The following is a 17104-nucleotide window of genomic DNA, read 5'->3' as shown; positions in this document are numbered from 1 at the left end:
CAGGTGGCTGGTGGCAGATCGTGACCGGATCGCCTCAAATCACTCGAAACGGGCCGCGAGCAGTACGACGTCCTCCTCGTCGCCCGTCCCTTCCGGGCCCTTCGCGCCCTCGGCGGGGCCGTCCCGGAACAGCGTGTTCAGTACGTGGTCGGCGACCGCCCCCGGATCCTCGCGAGCCGCGCGGGGCACGCCCGCGGCGGCCGAGCGCAGCCGGGCGAAGGCCCGGTCCATCGGGTCGCCGGTGCGCCGCAGCAGTCCGTCCGTATAGAGAAGCACCGTTTCTCCGGGCTCGGGAGTCAGCTCCACGCTCGGCGCTTCCCAGCAGGCGAGCATCCCCAGCGGGGCCGACAGCGAGGTCTCCACGAACTCGGTCCGCCGCTCGCCGACCACCAGCGGCGGGGTGTGCCCGGCCCCGGCGAGCACGACGCGCGCCGCCGAGGGCTCGGCGTAGGCGAAGAGCGCGGTGGCGGTCCGGGCGGGTTCGGTCAGCCGGAGCAGCAGTTCGAGATCGGAGAGTACGGCGACGGGGTCCTCGCCCTCCATCACGGCGTACGCCCGCAGCGAGGCCCGCAGCCGGGCCGTCGCGGCCAGTGCGCCCGGCCCCGAGCCGCTGACCGAACCGACGGCCAGCCCCAGCGCGCCGTCGGGCAGCGGCAGCGCGTCGTACCAGTCGCCGCCGCCGCTCCGGCCGCCCAGCCGGCGGGCCGCGAGCCGCACCCCGGGCACCCGGGGCAGCCTGCTGGGCAGCAGCTCCTCGGCGACGGCGGCCACCGTCCGGCGGGCGTGCTCCAGCTCCGTCAGCCGGGCCAGATGCTCGGTGGCGTACCGCGCGTAGCGGCCGAGCAGCGCCCGCCGCCGGTCGCCGGGCGACGCGGGTTCGTCGTACATCCATACGGCCACGCCCAGGAGGCCGGCCGTCTCGGTGGCGAGGGGCTGGGCGTAGTCGGCGGCGTAGCCGAGGCGGCCGGCGACCTCGCGGTGGCGGGGATCGACGGAGGGGTCGCCGAAGAGATCGGGGTGGGCGGCGGCCTCCGGGGGCCCGGCGGCGGCGCTCTCCAGGATCCGGCCGTACGCGGTCGCGCTCCGGGGGACGGTCTCGATGTGGCCCAGTTCGGCGTGGGTGAAGCCGAGACCCCTGGTGAGTGCGGGAGCACGGCCGCCGCCGAGCCGGCCGGGGCCCGCGGCCGAGGAGGCCGGCCGGGGTTCGAGGATCACCAGACCGCGGCGGGCGCCTGCCAGGGCGGCCCCGGCCGCCAGCAGCTCCTTCAGGGCCGCGTCGAGGGATCCGGTCCTGGTCAGGCGCTCGGTCAGCTCCTGAAGAGCGGCCAGGTCGGAGACCCAGCCCGCGAGCCGGTCCTGAAGCGCCCACCGGGGGTCCGCGGTGGCCGGCACGGAAGGGAGGTCGGCGGGAAGACCGGAAGGAAGGCCGGTGGGAAGGCCGGGCGGAAGATCGGAAAGGCCGGCAAGATCGGCCGCATTTTCCGTTGATTGAGGAACCGGTGAGTCGATTCCAGCCACTTTCGGCAGGTGAGGGGTACTCATTGCGGTCGGCTTTCCGACTGGTGCGTTTCGCTCAATAGCATCGCAAACCCCCATGTCATTCATGTCATTCTGCGCCGCTACCCATGGATCCACATCTACACGGAGAAGTAAGGGGATGTCCAGCATTGCACCAGTGGGATTGATGGTGTCTATGGGACCTTGAACTCCCCTTGGGGGAATCTTGAACTTGGCCGAAAAATACGCCTGATGGAGGTCAATGCGGTCGACTGAGGGCGTTCGGCAGTGGATCCCCTCGGTGGATCTCTCCGGGGCGAGACCCCGGAGCAGCCGCCGCGGAACGCGTCATACCAAGCGTGGTGGGTACGTAAACAGTGATGGCCAGGGTTAATTGGGACCGCTCCGGAACCTGGCGATCGGCTCAGGCGTCCTAACAGCCGCAGGCCGCGCCAGAACTCCACAGCAGACCCGCGAACAGCGGGACGATCCCGGAAGCTGTGGGCGCGGACAGCAAGCGCCAGGCGCGCGCCACCCGTGGCCGCGCGTTGAATGGAGCACGGCCCACGTTCGGCTCCCGGCGGCGATCCTGTCGCAGGCGAGGTGGGGACCCCCATGCCGCCGGCGCGGAGCGGTGATACGCCGATCAGCACGTATCCGTACGCACAGTACGCATTTTGTACGCACAGTGAAGAGTCGCACGCATGGTGTGATGTGGACCTCGGCGTTCAACGGAAAGGAACGAGCGCACATGCGCGAGATCCTCGGAAGGCGACGCAGGCTCCGGTTTTGGCGCAAGAAGGGGCCCGCCCAGTCAGCACAGCTGGAAGCGGCGCTCGTCTGCGCCACCGAGTGGCGTTGGCCCGTACTTCCCGGCGCGGTGCTGACATCGGCCGGCGGTCGTGGTGACCGCGGCCGCCGCTGCGCCTGCCCCGACCCCGAGTGCGTCGTACCTGGCGCACATCCTTTCGATCCCGCGATCCTCGCGGCGACGACCGACGAGCGCATGCTCCGCTGGTGGTGGGCGAACCGGCCCGCCGCGCCGGTCGTCCTGGCCACCGGGGGCGGCGCGCCCTGCGCGGTGAGCCTGCCCGCGGTGGCCGGGGCGCGGGCCCTGGCGGCGCTCGACCGGATGGACGTCCGGCTGGGGCCGGTGGTCGCGACGCCCACCCGGTGGTCGCTGCTGGTCGCCCCGTACAGCCTCGAACAACTCGGCGAACTGCTCTTCGCCAAGGACTGCGTGCCCAGCTCGCTGCGTTTCCACGGCGAGGGCGGGTATCTGGTGCTGCCGCCGTCGGAGACGGGGGCGGGACAGGTCCGCTGGGAGCGGGCGCCGCTGCCCGGGTCGGCCACTCCCTGGCTGCCACGGGTGGAAGCCGTGGTGGACGCGCTGGTGGAGGCGAGCACGAACGCGCCGGACGGCGGCAGCAAGCTCTCGTACTGAAACGGTCGACGGTCCGGGGCCGCCCGCGCGGTGGTCCCGGGTCCTGGGTCCGGCGCTTCTCGCCGGCCGGGTGTTCCGCCGGCCGCGCCCCGGCCTTCGGGCCCGGTCCCTTCCGTCCCCGTCCCTGTCCCCGTCCTCACGGCGCGTGTTCGGGTACGGGAAAACCGGCGGCGGGTCAAGGTCGCCAGAGTCGGCCGAAATCAAGCGTGATCAGCTCGTGCCGAGCGAACAGTTTCGGCAGCGAAGCCTCGAAGCAGGCTGGAATCTATCGCTCCGGAAGATCTCGCTGTGGCCGGTACGGGGATGGCGCGGCCGGGTCCGCCGTCCTCGCGCGCGGCGACCGCCGCAATCCGGCAAGGGGGCGGAATTGCGTTCCGTACACACTCCGGCGGTGCTCCGGCGAGCGCTTCGTACACATCGGACAGGTGCTTGACACGGGTGATGCTGCTGGCCTCGGCGAGATCCCGCAGGGGCTTTCCCGGGGATGGGCAGTGGCATGACCATGAGGTATTCGGCTCGCCGCGGAGTTTTCGGCGGGGGCCGGTCCGGGCGGGAATCCGCCGGCTCCGGGGCTCGGGGCAACTGCCCGGCGTCCACTGGGTGTTGACCGACCGTCAACGGATCGATCCGGTCTGTCGACCATCCGGGGAAATGGAGAGGCCCGATCGCTGGCGACGGGGGATGCACCAGCGACCGGGCTTCTAGAACCGTAACAAGAGATCGGCGGTACGCAAATTCGATCTCGGGTATTCGGACAGCGATTCAGCTTCGCTTAGCGTGAGTTGTGACTGGAGTCACTCGGCCTTTCCCGGGGTCCGCCGGATACTCCGGGACACGGATTCCGGCCGGTGGTGATCCGGTGATCCGGTGCTCCGCCGCGCGCGCCGCGCCGCCGTTCCGCTCAGCTCAGGGTCACCTGGCGGTTGGTGAGGCCGCCGCGCGCCCGGCGCTCGTCGGCGGTGAGCGGGGCGTCCGACGCGAGCGCCCCGGCCAGCCGCTCGGCGAACGCGGCGGCGGGCTTCTCGCACTCCTCCGCGCCCATCGCGCTCGGCAGGTCCCAGACGGGGACCATCAGGCCGTGCGCGCGGAACGAGCCGACGAGACGGGTCCCCTCGCCGAGCGAGGTGACACCGGCGGCGTGCAGCCGCGCGAGCGCGTCGAGGAGCTTCTCCTCGGCGTGGGGCATGACCCAGCGGAGATGGTTCTTGTCCGGGGTCTCGCACCAGTAGGCGGCGTCGACGCCGGAGAGCTTCACGGTGGGGATCGCGGCCGAGTTCGCCCGCTCCAGGGAAGCGGTGACCTCGGCGGTGGGGGCCTCGGTGGACTCCGGGATCCAGAACTCGAAACCGGAGTGGACCACGGGCTCGAAGGCGGCGTCCGGGTCGAGGAGGTCCTGGAGCCGGGGGCCGTCGCCCACGACCCGCTCCCCGCCGACCGGGTTGCCCGGCTCCGCGGCCAGCGCGCGGCTCAGGGTGTCGGCGAGATCGCGGCTGAGGTCGCCGGAGGAGGTGTCGTTCTGGAGGCCGAGCAGCACGGAGCCGTCGTCGCGGCGGAGCGCGGGCCAGGCCATCGGCAGCACGGTCGCGAGGGTCACCGAGGGCACGCCCTCGGGCAGCCCGTCCTTGAGCGTGAGCTTCACGGTGGCCGCGGGCACCAGCTCGCGCAGGGCGACCCAGTCGCACTCGCCGGCCAGACCTTCGAAGGGGCGCTGGACCAGCTCGGTCACGGCGTGCGCGGCCACCCGGCCGTGACAGGCCTTGTAGCGGCGGCCCGAGCCGCAGGGGCAGGGCTCACGGGCTCCGACCACGGGCACGGGTTCATTGGCACCGCGGGCCCGGTCCTGGGGCTGAGGCTTCGTTGCCTTGTTCTGGGGGCGCTTCTTGGCCATGGTGCGGCTTCTCCCGGGTGCGGCGGCGGTGCTGTGTCTGGCCGCGAGCCTAGCCGTCCGCCGTGTTCACGTTGCCATGGCACCCGGCTGCGGCACGGGTGTGGCACGGGTTGGCCGGTACGGAGGCCTCCGTCGGGCACGGGGTGCTCCGCCGGGGTCGCCGGGGCGGTGCTTCCCGGCGGTTCTCGGCCGGAACCGCCGTACGGGAAGCCCGAGCCGCCAGGCGTTCCCGTAATCCTCTTTCCATCCTCTTCCTATCTTTTCCGAGCATGCTCAGACGACATCGTCATAGGCCTCCACGAGGTCGAATCCGGGGGCAGTGACGCGCGTAGCGAAATCGTCGCGGCGCTGCCCTTCGCGAACGATCGCCCATACGGTCACCTCGCCCGCCGCGTTGTCGCGGACACCCCACTCACGCGCCAGCGCGGTGATGATGTTCAGCCCGCGACCGCCCCGGGCGGTCACCGAGGGCGTGGCCGGAATGGGCCGGGTCGGGCCGCCTCCGTCCGTGACCTCGACCGTGAGCCGGCCGGTCATGTCGACGCGCCATGCGGCGCGGACGTCTCCCTCTCCCACCTCCACGTGCCCCAGCGGCCTGCCGTGCCGATAGGCATTGCTGAGTAGTTCGGAAAGAATCAGAACTGCGTCGTCGACGACCGATTCCGGGACCCCGCCGCGGCGAAGATCACCACGCATACGGTGTCGTGCCTGGCCCACGCCCGCAGGGCCATGGGGTACGGCCATGCTCGACGACGTGGGCACCTCTTGTGCCACCACCAACGCCACCCCCGAGACCTCCTTTGCCCCACGCCACCGTGTGAATGCCCCAATGGACTGGACCGGAAACCGTTGGAGGAGGGACCTGTGGCGCACTTCTCAGGGCCGGACGGGGGTTGAACGCGCCGGTGTGCTCCCTGTCATGCGTGGGACGGGTGCTTCTGAGGTTTACGGACGGCCGAGTTGGGAGAGCACCTGCCGCGGCCGGTTGGTGATGATCGCCTCCACACCGAGCCCGGCGCAGAGCTCCACATCCGCCGGCTCGTTGACCGTCCAGACGTGCGCCCGGTGTCCGGCCCGGTGCAGCCGCTCGATGTAAGCGGGATGATTCCGTACGATCCGGATGCTCGGCCCGGCGATCCTGGCCCCGGCCGGCAGCCGCCCGTCGCGCAGCCGAGGGCTCACGAACTGCATCAGATACACCGTGGGAATGGTCGGCGCGGCGGCCGCGACCCGGTGCAGCGAGCGGGCGGAGAAGCTCATGACGCGTACGGACGAGTCCTCCGCCCTCGCGGGCGCGGCGAGTCCGAAGCGGCCGAGGAGCTGGAGCAGCCGCTCCTCGACCTGGCCCGCCCAGCGGGTGGGGTGCTTGGTCTCGATGGCCAGCTCGACGCGCCGCCCGGAGTCCGCGACCAGTTCGAGGAGCCTCTCCAGGGTCAGTACGGAGGTCAGCGAGGGATCACCCCAGTCGGGGCTCTCGGTGGCGTCCTCGCGCCCCTTCCAGGTGCCGAAGTCGAGCGCGGTCAGATCCGCGAGCTCCAGCGCCGAGACCGCGCCCCGGCCGTTGGAGGTGCGGTTGACGCGCCGGTCGTGGACACAGACCAGATGGCCGTCGGCGGTCAGGCGCACATCGCATTCGAGGGCGTCCGCGCCGTCCGCGATCGCCTTCATGTACGCGGCGAGCGTGTGCTCGGGAGCGTCCTCGGAGGCTCCGCGGTGGGCGACGACCTGGATGTGGTTCTGTCGTGCTTGGGTCACCACGTCATCGTGTCACCGCGCCGCGGTGGTACCGAGCCAGGGGGCGTGTCGGGGGCTCCGGGAGGGGGCTCGGCGGGGTCCTTGGCGGGACCCTCGACAGGGTGTCCGTTTCGCCCTATGTAAATGATTCCCCGAATACCCACAGCTCCTGCTTACAGTGGCCTGACGAGCCGTGGGAAATGCTGAAGCGAGACACCGTGCGACTTCCTTCCCGGGCAGCGACGCCAGCGGACGTCTGCCGGAGTGATCGACGTGGAAAATGAGGAGAGAAAGCTGTGAGCACTGAGAACGAGGGCAACGAAGGCACCGCGCAGCCGGCCGCCCCGTCCGTGCCTCCCGTGCCGGCTGCCCCTCCCCAGGGCGCGCCCCAGGCCGCCGCGCCGGCCGCCCCCGCCGACCACCCCCCGGCCCCGGCTCCGGCCCCGGCCGCCACGCCCCCTCCTGCCACTCCCCCCGCCCCGCACCAGCAGGGCGCCGGCTGGCCCCCGCCCCCGCCCGCCTTCCCCGCCTACGGAACCGCACCCCAGGGAGACGGCGCCCACCCCGGCGTCTGGGGCGTCCCGGTCCACACCCCCGAGCCGCCCCGGCGCAAGCGCTCCGGCGGCCTCCTCGCGGCGGTGCTGATCGCCGCGCTGGTCGCGGGCGGTGTGGGCGGCGGCGTCGGCTACTGGGCCGCCGAGCGCAACGACAACGGCGTCGACTCCACCACCGTGACGGCCGCGGACATCCCCAAGGACCTCCAGCGCGCGCCGGGCACCGTCTCCGCCGTCGCCGGCAAGGCCCTGCCGAGCGTGGTCACCATCGAGGCCAAGTCCAGCGCCGGCGGCGGCGACCTCAGCGGCGTCGGCGGCCAGGAGGGCGGCACCGGCACCGGCTTCGTCTACGACCAGGAGGGCCACATCCTCACCAACAACCATGTGGTCGACTCCGCCGCCCAGGGCGGCGCCCTCTCCGTGACCTTCTCCAACGGCAAGAAGTACGACGCCGAGGTCGTCGGCCGCGCCCAGGGCTACGACGTCGCCGTCCTCAAGCTGAAGAAAGCACCCCCCGGACTGGCCCCCCTGCCCCTCGGCGACTCCGGCAAGGTCGCCGTGGGCGACTCCACCATCGCGATCGGCGCGCCCTTCGGCCTCTCCAACACCGTCACCACCGGCATCATCAGCGCCAAGAACCGTCCTGTCGCCTCCGGCGACGGCTCCGGCTCCAGAAACTCGTACATGAGCGCCCTCCAGACCGACGCCTCCATCAACCCGGGCAACTCCGGCGGCCCCCTCCTCGACGCGCGCGGCGCTGTGATCGGCATCAACTCGGCCATCCAGTCCACCGGCGGCGGCCTCGGCCAGTCCCAGGCCGGCTCCATCGGCCTCGGCTTCGCCATCCCCATCAACCAGGCCAAGAGCGTCGCCGAACAGCTCATCAAGACCGGCAAGCCCGTCTACCCCGTGATCGGCGCCAGCGTCGACATGGCCACCAAGGGCGCCGGCGCCAAAATCATCGCCCAATCCTCCGGCGGCACCCCCGCCGTCACCCCCAACGGCCCCGCCGCCAAGGCCGGCCTCAAAGCCGGCGACCTCATCACCCGCTTCAACGACAAGCCCATCGACAGCGGCCCCACCCTCATCGGCGAGATCTGGAACCACGCCCCCGGCACCCAGGTCAAACTCACCTACGAGCGCGACGGCAAGCAGCACACCGCCACCGTCACCCTCGGCGAACGCGAAGGCGACAGCTGACCCCCACCCCCAACCCTGCTGCGCCCCCCACCCCCATGCCGGTACTCTGTAGGCCGCTCCGCGCCGGGTCCCGGCAGGGGCGAGGGTGGGTTGCCCGAGCGGCCTAAGGGAACGGTCTTGAAAACCGTCGTGGCAGCGATGTCACCGTGGGTTCAAATCCCACACCCACCGCAGTAAGTCAGCGGATGTGCTGACCAGAAGGGGTGTCCCGATCAGGGACACCCCTTCTGCATGGGCCCTGTCTCACCTTGATTCGCCTCTGCCACGCCGTTGACCAGCGTGTGTGGACCAGGCGTAGACCCGGTTCCGATCATGTGCCGAGACGGCACCAGCATGCCGGAGATAGGCACCAGAGGGCCGTCAGGTTCCGGATCTTCTGTCTTCGACTACAGTCCTGACTTTCTCGGCGGCCAGCTCCAAGTCCTCGTGCTCCCAGAACCGGAGCACCGCCCACCCCTGATCCTTGAGAGCGAGCGTGGTGGACGCGTCGCGGTCCCGGTTGTCCTTGATCTTCTGGCTCCACTTCTCACCGCTCTTCTTCGCCGGCCGGTAGTGGTCCGGGCAGCCGTGCCAGAAGCAACCGTCGACGAAGACTGCCACCTTGGCCTTGGGGAAGACGACGTCCGCAGTGCGCCGCAGCTCAGGGAGAGGGCGGATGCCGACCCGGTAGCGCAGCCCCCTGTGGTGCAGGGCAGCGCGCAGCATCAGCTCCGGCTTGGTGTCCTTGCCCTTGTTCGCGGTCATGACCGCGCGAACGGAGATCGACGACGCCTTCGAATTCGGGGGGAGCGGCTCGTCGACCACCTTTCCCGCTTCACGTGCCTCCGTCCACGCAAGAGCGAGGTTTGCCTTACGTGTCGCTTCGGAGACCTCGCAGACGTACTTTTCCTTCGTCTCCCCATTGTCCGACCAGCGGAGGTAGGCGCGGATGCGACGTGTGCTCCGGTACCGTCGGAGCTGGATCGACCCGCGCGCGTGGGAACCGTTGCCGAGCGGCACGGCGCGGCGGTATCGGCCTCCGGCCGCCTTGTCCTGTTCGGCGCTCCGCTTGTCACGGGACAGGCCCGGACGCGCTTTGTACGCCTTCGCGGGCGGCAGTTGATCGTTCCAGCCCTGCTGCGCTCCGACCGTCGCTCGCGTCACTGCTTCCTGCCGTGCTTCTCCAGAGCGCCGACCGAGTCCAAAGCGGCGGCGATCGCGTCGGCGAACACCTCGCCTAGTTTCACCGGAACGGCGTTCCCGAGCTGCCGCATCTTCTCGCCGCGCGGACCGGCGAGCGTCCATTTGTCGGGGAAGGTCATGACACGCGCGGTCTCACGGACCGTCATGTACCGGTAGCCGCTCCCATCGAACGTGGGGTTGTCCATCATCATCACGGACTCGCCGCCGGGAACGCCGTGTACACCGGCCTTGACCGTCTTGGCGGGACGGTCAAGGAGGTTCGGGGTGTGCCCCGTGTAGACCCGGGCGCCGGGCCATCCGAAATGGTCGGAAATCTCCCCCACCGGCGTCTTTCCATTGACAGCCGCCTCGTCGACGAACGGCAGAGGGTGCCCCTCGAACTCGTCAACGCCCTGAATCGCGTCCCGGAGCGTCCTCCAAGGCTGAAGGGTCAGCTTCTCCTTGGTTTTCGGGTTGTCGTAGTTGAGCCCCGGCAGGTTCGCGATTGCACGGTCCTTCGCCTCTTCCGACACCTCTCGATGGCGGCCCCAATACTCTCCGCCCTTACGCATGGAGTGGATCAGTGACTCATCTGAGTGGGTCGCCTTCGGTGCGAAAATATCCCAATCGTTCTCATTGATTCCGAGATCAGCACGAAAGGCCACGATCACGACCCGCTGCCGGATTTGCGGGACGCCGAAGTCGGCGGCGTTCACGGGGTGGTGTTTCACGATGTAACGCTCGGAGGCAGGTACCGAGTCGTTGGCGAGCAGCTTCTCCAGAACGTCGTTGTGGTCCTCCCAAGTCGCGTCTTTATCGCGCTTGACGAAGGGGAGTCGCATCTCGTTGAGGATGTACTTGAAGTATGGGTCGAAGGACTTCCGGAGTAGGCCCCGGACGTTCTCACAGATGACAGCCTTCGGCCGCATTTCCTGGATAGCACGGAACATCTGCGGGAACATGTTCCGCTCGTCCTCCGTGCCCTTGGCGACACCGCCCAGGCTGAACGGCTGGCAGGGCGGACCGCCAGCGAGGAGGTCGACCTGATCTTTCAGCTTCTTGAAGTCATCTTGCAGATCGCGGACATCGCCGGGCTTCAGTGGCCACTTCCCGCCACCCGGCATCGGGTTCGTCTGGAGGGTCTCGATGGCCCGCTTGGCGTACTCGTTCACCAGCAGCGGTCGGAAGCCAGCGTTGTGGACACCCAGGGCGAGGCCACCGCCACCGGCGAACAGCTCGACACAGGTTCCCGCCTTCGGGTGCTTCTTTCGCAGCTCAGACATGTGGAAACCATACCGCGGAATTGTTGATCAAGTGAACCCCTCGCGGAAATCCGGCACCGTGTTGCCCAACGTCACCAGATAGGGTGATGGCAATCACTCGTCGCCCGTCGGGAGGCCCTGGTCGTGTCGCTGGAGAACCACGCCGAGTTCAAGCTGAGCATCACCAAGGCACTCGGCGATCAACTCGCGGACGCGCTGAAGAAGCTGACGCCGGCACCTCTCGACATGGGGAAAATTCGCTCGCTCCAGCCTCTGCCCGGCGTTTATCAGCTCTACAAGGACGATGAACTCGTCTACGTGGGTAAGGCGGATCGCAGCCTTCCGCAGCGGATCGAGAAGCACTACCGGAAGATCTCCGGCCGCACTAATATCTCCATCGGTCAGATGGCGTTCACGTGTCTCTATGTGGATGAGGATTTTGGTGCGGTTGCTCCCGAGCGCCTGCTGATCAACCACCACAGGGACCAGGGTCAGGTTCCGTGGAATTACAACGGGTTCGGCAACAACGATCCCGGCAAGCGGCGTGATACGACCGAGGTGGACGAAGGTCACTTCGATCACGATCACCCGATCGACCTTGAGTACAAGCTGACGGAGGTGTTGGCCGAACGCACCTTGCTGGACGGGGTGGTTTCCCTCTCCGCCTTGCTTCAGGAGACCAAGGCGCACCTTCCATATGTTTTCCGCTACCAGGCTTCGAAGGAGTTCGACGACATAGATGTGGAACTACCCGACGCACATGTGACAGCAGACGAGACGCTCAGGGCGATCGCCGCGCGACTTCCGGACAAGTGGCAGATTACTGCTCTCCCGGGCTACCTGATCATGTACCCGAAGGCTGAGGACTACCCAAGCGCCCGGCGGTACTACCGCAACACTGGTGTTGTAGACGTCTGGCAGCGGTGAGAACAGTGATCCAGTAATCCGTACGAGTCAGAGGATCGAAACAAGTTGCCAGCTTCACCCAATCCGTCGAGCGAGAATTTCCCTTCACCGAAGAAGCCCTCGCAGAAGCCTCGCAAGTCGAAGGCGTGGCGTATAGCGGCAGAAGAACGCCATTCTGATCCGTATAACCCCCTGGATCTGGAAAACCTGGGCCGCAGTGTAGAAGCCGAACTCTTGAACCGGAAACCTGAGCCGCTGGACGAAGTTAGCCCTGTGTACGGCAGTGGCATCTATGCCCTGTACTACTGCGGCCCGAATCCCCTGTACGCGGAGATCAGCTCGCGTGACTGCCTCGTCCCCGTCTACGTGGGGCAGGCACGGCCCACCGGTGTGCGGAAGGGAACGGCTGAGGAAAAGCCCGATGCCACCACTCTGTGGGACCGGATCTACGAACACAAGCAGTCGCTCGGCCAGGTCCACGACCTAGAAATTTCGGACTTCAGCGTTCGGTACCTGGTCGCGATCGAGGCGTTCGTGAGCATCGCCGAGCGGGTGATCATCCGACACTATCGGCCAGTCTGGAACAGCATCGTCGACGGCTTTGGCAACCACGACCCCGGAGCCAATCGGCGGAAGGACAGCTACCGTCCTGCCTGGGACGAACTGCACCCGGGCCGCTGGTGGTCCCATCCGGACAACATGCCGACGCCGAGCAAGACGCCAGCGGACGTGTCTCGTTCGCGGATCCGGGATCTTTTCGCTGGCAGGCTGTCCGAGGAAGCTGTTCTTTCCATCGAGGCGGAGCAGACGGAAGAGGGAAAGAACGACTGAACTAACCTCCTGTCACCGGCTCGATAGATGGTGACAGGAGTTTCGTCGTGGTCGGAGTTTCGGCGGTTTCGTCAGTGGGCGTCGGCCACGGCGCGTTCTATCTGCTGATTCGCGCGGTCCTGGTTCCGGTGGATTGCCTTGGCATGGGAGCGAAATAGAACAGCGATGCTGTGGCCGCGCGGCGGGCAACCTCGGAGGGGGCGACGCCGGAGTCCAGCCAGAGGGAGACGCCAGCGGCCCGGAGGCCTTACGGCACCTCGGCAAGAGGGGTCTCGATCTTGTGTGGGGTGAGCACCGCGAGGCGGGCGGCCTTCGAGATGTCGCTGTACTCCTTGGACAGGAGGTGGCCACCCCGCGAGGCGCGGAAGAGGCGGCCGTCGTCGGCGGTGCCGAACTCCTTGATGTGGTAGCGGATCGTGCGGACCAGGACGGGTGGGATGGGGGATCGGCCAGGTGGCCTTCTGGGCCCGTTTCTTGAGGCCGCCCGTAGACTCCACGATCTGTGCGACGAGTTCGGGCCCTTGAGCCGCGACCACCGCGTGGCGGAGCTGGGGGCGGAGATCGCCGCGCTGAGGACGCCGTGACGAGAGGGGTTGGCATGTCGCAGACCGAAGGCGCACGACTGTTCCGGGAGGCGTGGATCGCGGGGGTGCGCCGGCGCTTTCCCGGCGAACCGAAGGCCGGATACGTCACCCCTTGGGAGGGCACCCCGGAGTGGGAGCGCCAGGCCGCCGGCTCCGTGTACGAGCAGGTCCGTCGCTTCATCGAGATCAGCGGCGGGCATGCGGCCCGGCTGTCCCGGGAGCAGAAGAGCCGCTTTGTCGCCATCTGCTGGACGGCCCAGATGTTCAAGCACTTCGAGGACCCGAAGCCGGGGTACGTGGCCGACTGGCCCGAGCTTCCGGAGTGGCAGCAGGAGACCGACGCGGACATCTTTGAAGTCATCCAGAAGTCGTTGGGCTGAGTACCCGGTGTGCACTGCCCGGTAAGCGGGGCTGCCGCCGTGGACGCCAGAAGCGATATGGGTTGGCCCTCAGAACCCAGATCTGGGGGCCACGTTTCCAGCCCGGACCAGTAGCGCCGGATCTTCCGCGATCTCATCCGCGCGCTCTCCGGCGAAGGCGATGTGGACGTCCTCATGTCCACCCATGACGTGGCCGACCTCGCCGAGGAGTCCGACCATGTCGCCGTGCTCACCGCCGGCGCGGTGCGGTTCACGGGTACCACTGCTGACTTCCTCGCCCACGCGCCCGCGGACGCTCCGCCGGCCCGGTTGGCCGAGGCGGCCTTCGGAAGCCTGGCACCCCACGTCGGTTGAGGCGGTGACTGCTTTACTACCGCCAAGTGGACTTTATGCTGCTAATGGGAAGAAACGCTGCGGTCGGCTGTGGTCGATTCGCGGTCGGCGGCCGACATTTGCCGCCGCCAAGATGTGTCAGAGGTGGCTGATAGTGATCAAAGCCTTTGGTTTTGGAACTCTACGCGGATAGAGGTATCGACGGAGTTACTAATTCCGCTTAGGTCACAGAAAGTCATTGAAAATTTTTCTCTTCCCCGTGCTGGAGGGCAAAGTCCCAGCTCAAGGGTTACATGTCTAGACCTTTCCCTGTCGATGGACCCTCTTCATGCACAGGAACTATGTGCTTATCCCCAGCGTGGAGGCGCTTCTCCACAGCCCTTGTGGATAAGCGGATTTGTAATGCTCCTTTCTGGTGCCACCATTGATGTCCACGGGTGGCGAGGCCGCAAAGGAAAGGCGGCCCCCGCTGGCACGGGAGCCGCCCTGACCCAATCCCTTGCGAGAGAAGAGGTCAGTTATGACAGTACCCACTGAGGCCGGGGCTTCCAATCCGGCGGAGTCGGACATCTGCGCGCGCGGTGATTCCGGAGTGGGGCGCTCCAGGCGTCGGCGGGGTTTGCTCTGGGGTGCGGCGGTCGGTGGTGTCGGGTGTGCGGTGATGGTTATGGCGCACTATGTGCCGAATCTTGCTACTCCTGTGGCGACGGGGGCGGCGGTTTCGGCGGTGCTTGTTCCGCTGGTGCAGACGCGGATGGGGAGTGGTGACAGGTGGCGGCGGGAGGTTGACGAGGGCTGAACGGGGGCTGTTCGCCCACATGCTGAGAAGCCCGCCCGGTGGACCGGGCGGGCTTTGTGCGTCGTCGTGCGCCGGGAGTCAGAGTGCCGAGGTGTAGCGGAGTTCGGTGAGGGTGGTGTCGGTGTAGACGTCGTCCTGGGTCGCGCCGTCGGGGCGGTAACCGGCGCGTTCGTAGAAGAGGCGGGCCGGGTGGTTGGCGGCGAGGACCCAGAGGGTGATGGAGGTGAAGTGCTGGGTGCGGGCGCGGGAGTGGGCGGTGGTGAGGAGGGCGCGGCCGATGCCGGTGCCGATGAGGTCGGGGCGGGCGTAGAGGGCGTAGAGCTCGGCGGTGTCGGGCCGGGCGGCCTCGTCGCGGCTGGGGCCGAGGCAGGCCCAGCCGACCGGGACGCCGTCGGTGTCGCCGTCGGCGACGGCCACCAGGTCGGTGGTCCGGGGGCGCGAGAGGGCGAGGCGTTCGCGGCGGCGGAGGGCGTCGGCCTCGGCGGTCATGGCGTCGAGGTAGGGCTGGGGGACGATGCCCGCGTACGCGGACTGCCAGCCGGCCACCCGCAGGGCGGAGACGGCGTCGATGTCGGCTGTGGTCATCTCTCGTACCTGCGGCATCGCGTCACTGTACGGCCGGGGCGCGGCCATCGGCACCGGGTTTGAGCCCGTGGCTCCGAGTGGCGCCATGGTGATGCCACTCCGAAGCGAACTGGTGTCATGGGGTGTCATAAGTCTCTGACCTGGGGTGATGGGTCTATCTAGGGTCATGCGGCGGCGCTGTGTGCCATGCGTGGCGGCATTCTGCTTGCAAGTGGCACCGCTGTGGTGCCATAGTGGGGCCATGGACCTCACGCCGTACGTCGAAAAACTCCGCAGGGAACTGGCGGTGGCCGCCGAAGCCGGGGGTGACGAAGCCCGCGAGCTGGCCGAGCGGCTGACCGCGCCGCTGGAGTCGGCCACCCGCCTGACCATGCTGAATGTGCTGTCCGCAGCCATGGACGAGATCACCCGTGAACTCGCCCCCGGCTCGGTCGACGTACGGCTCCGTGGCCTCGACCCCGACTTCGTGGTGGTGCTTCCGCAGTACGACGAGGCCCGGAACGAACCGTTCGACCCGCCGGTCTCCGCCCCGGCCCCTGCCCCGGTCCCGGCCGACACGGACGAGGGCGGCACCGCCCGCGTCAATCTGAGGCTGCCGGCGCAGCTCAAGGCGCGTGCCGAGGAGGCGGCGGGCCGCGAGGGCCTGTCGGTCAACGCGTGGCTGGTACGGGCGGTGTCGGCCGCGGTCGACACGGGTGGTGCCGCCGCGGCGCGTACCCCCCAGAAGGCCAGGACGGTCGGCCAGAACTTCACGGGCTGGGTGCGCTAGCCCCGGAAAGAGCCTCAGAAGAACCGGAACTGCTTCGCCCACACCACGTCCCACCAGCGGGGACGTCAAGAAGACCCAAGAGGACGGGACAGCCATGCCTTCTTTCGACACTCCCCAGCCGATTCTGGTCAACGTCCACGTGGACGCGGGATCCGTCCAGTTCGCCGCGGCCGACCGTACCGACACCGTCGTGGCGGTGGCTCCCCGCGACCCCGGCAAGCGCCATGACGTGCGGGCCGCCGAGCAGACCGAGGTCACCTACTCGGGCGGCGAGCTGCACATCAGGACGCCCAAGCAGCGCTACTACATCGGCCCCACCGGCACGGTCGATGTGACGGTCGAACTGCCCACGGGCTCGCGTGTCGAGGTGACCGGGGCCTGGACCCAGGTGCTCGGCGAGGGCCGGCTCGGCGAGGTGGGCGTGAAGACCTCCTCCGGTGATGTCCGCTTCGACGAGACCGGGCCGATCCGGCTGGCCGCCGCCCACGGCTCGATCACCGTCGAGCGGGTCGAGGGCCCCGCCGAGATCACCACCAGCTCCGGCAGCCTGCGCGTCGGCAGGGTCGAGGGGTCCGCCGTACTGAAGAACTCGCACGGTGCCACGGTCGTCGGCTCCGTGACCGGTGAGCTGCGGGTGCGCGGCTCGAACGGCGACATCAGCATCGAGCGCGCCGAGAGCTCGCTCACCGCCGCCACCGCCCACGGTGCGCTGCGCGTCGCGGAGGTCGTCAGCGGCACGGTCAAGCTGGAGACCTCCCACGGGGCCATCGAGGTCGGCATCCGCGAGGGCACCGCCGCCTGGCTCGACGTCAGCTCCGGTCGCGGGCAGGTGCGCAACACGCTCGACAGCTCCGAGGCCCCGGCGAAGTCCGTGGACACCGTCGAGATCCACGCCCGTACGCGCTACGGAAACATCGACATCCGCCGCGCCCGCGCCTGAGAGTCCGCCTCTCCCCGCCCCACTCTCCACTTCACCTCATCCTTCGATCGGGGGACCCCATGCCTTCAACTGTCATGCCCATGTCCAATAATCAGGGGCAGCTGCCGCCCGCCGCGGTCTCCGCTCTCGGTCTGCGCAAGTCGTACGGGGAGAGGACCGTGCTCGACGGCGTCGATCTGGCCGTCCCCGAGGGTTCGGTCTTCGCGCTGCTCGGCCCGAACGGGGCGGGCAAGACCA

General features: G+C 68.6%; 15 protein-coding genes and 1 tRNA gene. 9 read left to right on the top strand and 7 right to left on the bottom strand.

All coding sequences use genetic code 11. The annotated features are described in order from the left end of the window. Window positions 1–39: 39 nt before the first annotated feature. Entirely contained in the window at window positions 40–1668 is a 1629-nt protein-coding gene (locus ABD371_RS12185; RefSeq protein WP_344475827.1) for a PP2C family protein-serine/threonine phosphatase, read from the bottom strand. Window positions 1669–2248: 580 nt separating this feature from the next. Between ABD371_RS12185 and ABD371_RS12180 the strand changes: the two genes are divergently transcribed. Continuing rightward, on the top strand, window positions 2249–2941 hold the full coding sequence (locus ABD371_RS12180; protein ID WP_190121311.1) for a bifunctional DNA primase/polymerase: 693 nt from the start codon (window positions 2249–2251) through the stop codon (window positions 2939–2941). A 901-nt stretch (window positions 2942–3842) separates the two neighbouring features. Here ABD371_RS12180 and ABD371_RS12175 read toward each other — a convergent pair. The 3 genes from ABD371_RS12175 to ABD371_RS12165 all read right to left on the bottom strand — a co-directional run bounded on the left by ABD371_RS12175 (window position 3843) and on the right by ABD371_RS12165 (window position 6584). Beyond that, the gene (locus ABD371_RS12175; protein WP_344475824.1) at window positions 3843–4829 is read right to left on the bottom strand and encodes a DUF5926 family protein; all 987 of its coding nucleotides are present in this window, start codon (window positions 4827–4829) and stop codon (window positions 3843–3845) included. A gap of 273 nt (window positions 4830–5102) precedes the next feature. Beyond that, window positions 5103–5702 carry an ATP-binding protein gene (locus ABD371_RS12170; RefSeq protein ID WP_344475821.1) on the bottom strand — a complete coding sequence of 200 codons (600 nt, stop codon included), beginning with the start codon at window positions 5700–5702 and terminating at the stop codon, window positions 5103–5105. A 72-nt stretch (window positions 5703–5774) separates the two neighbouring features. Then, complete coding sequence (locus ABD371_RS12165; RefSeq protein ID WP_344475819.1) at window positions 5775–6584, bottom strand: glycerophosphodiester phosphodiesterase; 810 nt, start codon at window positions 6582–6584, stop codon at window positions 5775–5777. A 275-nt stretch (window positions 6585–6859) separates the two neighbouring features. Between ABD371_RS12165 and ABD371_RS12160 the strand changes: the two genes are divergently transcribed. Both ABD371_RS12160 and ABD371_RS12155 read left to right on the top strand, forming a co-directional pair. Further along, window positions 6860–8317, top strand: a complete 1458-nt coding sequence (locus ABD371_RS12160; protein WP_344475817.1) for a S1C family serine protease — start codon at window positions 6860–6862, stop codon at window positions 8315–8317. Window positions 8318–8401: 84 nt separating this feature from the next. Beyond that, a tRNA-Ser gene (locus ABD371_RS12155) sits at window positions 8402–8488 on the top strand. 189 nt (window positions 8489–8677) lie between these two features. Here the strand turns inward: ABD371_RS12155 and ABD371_RS12150 are convergent. Further along, window positions 8678–9460, bottom strand: a complete 783-nt coding sequence (locus tag ABD371_RS12150) for a very short patch repair endonuclease (RefSeq protein ID WP_344475815.1) — start codon at window positions 9458–9460, stop codon at window positions 8678–8680. After that, window positions 9457–10761, bottom strand: a complete 1305-nt coding sequence (locus ABD371_RS12145) for a DNA cytosine methyltransferase (protein WP_344475813.1) — start codon at window positions 10759–10761, stop codon at window positions 9457–9459. The genes ABD371_RS12150 and ABD371_RS12145 overlap by 4 nt, the downstream gene beginning before the upstream one ends. A gap of 123 nt (window positions 10762–10884) precedes the next feature. Here ABD371_RS12145 and ABD371_RS12140 point away from each other — a divergent pair, with 123 nt between their 5' ends. The 4 genes from ABD371_RS12140 (at window position 10885) to ABD371_RS12125 (ending at window position 13795) form a co-directional block, all read left to right on the top strand. Then, window positions 10885–11667 carry an Eco29kI family restriction endonuclease gene (locus ABD371_RS12140; protein ID WP_344475811.1) on the top strand — a complete coding sequence of 261 codons (783 nt, stop codon included), beginning with the start codon at window positions 10885–10887 and terminating at the stop codon, window positions 11665–11667. Between the two features lie 45 nt (window positions 11668–11712). Next, window positions 11713–12477 carry an Eco29kI family restriction endonuclease gene (locus ABD371_RS12135; RefSeq protein WP_344475809.1) on the top strand — a complete coding sequence of 255 codons (765 nt, stop codon included), beginning with the start codon at window positions 11713–11715 and terminating at the stop codon, window positions 12475–12477. Between the two features lie 598 nt (window positions 12478–13075). Then, window positions 13076–13441 carry a hypothetical protein gene (locus ABD371_RS12130; protein WP_344475807.1) on the top strand — a complete coding sequence of 122 codons (366 nt, stop codon included), beginning with the start codon at window positions 13076–13078 and terminating at the stop codon, window positions 13439–13441. A gap of 174 nt (window positions 13442–13615) precedes the next feature. Next, on the top strand, window positions 13616–13795 hold the full coding sequence (locus ABD371_RS12125) for a hypothetical protein (RefSeq protein WP_344475805.1): 180 nt from the start codon (window positions 13616–13618) through the stop codon (window positions 13793–13795). A gap of 856 nt (window positions 13796–14651) precedes the next feature. On the opposite strand, the gene ABD371_RS12120 is transcribed toward ABD371_RS12125, so the two are convergent. Then, a complete protein-coding gene (locus tag ABD371_RS12120) occupies window positions 14652–15176 on the bottom strand; it encodes a GNAT family N-acetyltransferase (protein WP_344475803.1) in 525 nt (174 codons plus the stop codon). Window positions 15177–15399: 223 nt separating this feature from the next. On the opposite strand from ABD371_RS12120, the gene ABD371_RS12115 reads away from it, so the two are divergent. Then, the gene (locus ABD371_RS12115) at window positions 15400–15927 is read left to right on the top strand and encodes a hypothetical protein (protein WP_344475801.1); all 528 of its coding nucleotides are present in this window, start codon (window positions 15400–15402) and stop codon (window positions 15925–15927) included. Window positions 15928–16021: 94 nt separating this feature from the next. Then, entirely contained in the window at window positions 16022–16867 is an 846-nt protein-coding gene (locus ABD371_RS12110) for a DUF4097 family beta strand repeat-containing protein (RefSeq protein WP_344475799.1), read from the top strand. Window positions 16868–17104: the final 237 nt, after the last annotated feature.

Origin of the sequence: Streptomyces amakusaensis (assembly GCF_039532665.1) — a bacterium.
In the GTDB taxonomy this organism is placed as follows: Bacteria; Actinomycetota; Actinomycetes; order Streptomycetales; family Streptomycetaceae; genus Streptomyces; species Streptomyces amakusaensis.
Note: the sequence above shows the minus strand (reverse complement) of the source record. Positions and strands in the feature narration are given on the sequence as shown.